This is a genomic window from Streptomyces sp. NPDC102402, from assembly GCF_044765765.1.
GTDB lineage: Bacteria > Actinomycetota > Actinomycetes > Streptomycetales > Streptomycetaceae > Streptomyces.
This window is the reverse complement of record NZ_JBIWKR010000048.1, coordinates 1-1,112: the sequence shown is the minus strand read 5'-3', so window position 1 is coordinate 1,112 and position 1,112 is coordinate 1. Positions and strand designations below refer to the sequence as shown.

Below are 1,112 nucleotides of genomic sequence, written 5' to 3'. Positions count from 1 at the left end.
TATTGATCAGAAACTCATGGGGTTCACTCGTCGAGGGTGTAGCGGACATGCGGGGCCTTGAAGTAACCGGTGATGATGTGAGGTTGGCGTTGTCGGCGGTGGAAGAACCTGCGGGTCTCGTCGGCGAGTTCGGTCCGGTTCCTTGCCCGGTGGGTGTGGGGCAGACTGCGTTTGAGGTCGGAGTTGACGAGCTCGTCCGGGTTCAGCTCGGGTGAGTACGAGGGCAGGAAGTGCAGCTCGATCTCGTCCTGGTGGTCGGCGAGCCAGGCCCGGACGGTCTTCGAGCGGTGGGCCGAGTGCCGGTCGACGACCAGGTGGACCTTCCGGTCGAAGTGACCGACGACGCGGGCGAGGAAGCGGCACATGACCGTCGCGTCGAACGACTCGGTGAACACCATGAAGTGCATCCGGCCCTTGGTGCTGATCGCGGACATCGCGTTCACGGAGAACCGGTTCCCGGTGCGGCGGACCACCGGGGTCTTCCCCTTGACGCCCCAGGTGCGGCCGGTGACCTGGTCCGAGCGGATCCCGACCTGGTCGGCGAACAGGATCTCGCCATAATCAGCCTTCGCCCGGGCCCGGATCGCCGGCCAGGTCTCCTCGTGCCACGTCCGGACCGCTTCCGGATCCTGCTCGACGGCCCGCTTGTCCGGCCGCTGGAAGGTCAGCCCCCAGCGCTTGAGGTACTTGCCGACCCCGGGCTCCGTGAAGCGAACTCCGTACAGCTTGAAGATCAGCCGGCCTATCTGCCCCCGCGTCCACAGCTGGCCCGAAAGCCCCAGGCCGGACGGCGTGTGGTCGAGGACAGCCTGCCGCACGGCGGCCTGCTCGGCCTCGGACAGGACCTGATGCTCCCCCGCGCGCCGGCCCCGCGGCCGAGACAGCAGCGCGTCCCGCCCGCCGGCCTGCCACCTCGCCCACCAGTTGTCCACGGCCCTGACCGACACCCTGAACAGAGCGGCAACCTCCACCCGGCCCCGACCCTCCACCAGCGCCGACACCGCCAGCAACCGCACAGCCTCCTGCGCATCCGGCGACCAAGTCCGCGCATCCCCCACCAGATCACTCACACACCATCAACGAGCCTGCACCGAAAGCGTTTCGGATCAATA

Annotated in this window: 1 protein-coding gene; it reads right to left on the bottom strand. The window is 67.6% G+C overall.

Annotated elements, in window-relative coordinates; all coding sequences use genetic code 11:
- Nucleotides 1-23: 23 nt before the first annotated feature.
- A complete protein-coding gene (locus ACIRJR_RS37110; RefSeq protein WP_403789203.1) occupies nt 24-1,016 on the bottom strand; it encodes an IS630 family transposase in 993 nt (330 codons plus the stop codon).
- Nucleotides 1,017-1,112 lie beyond the last annotated feature (96 nt).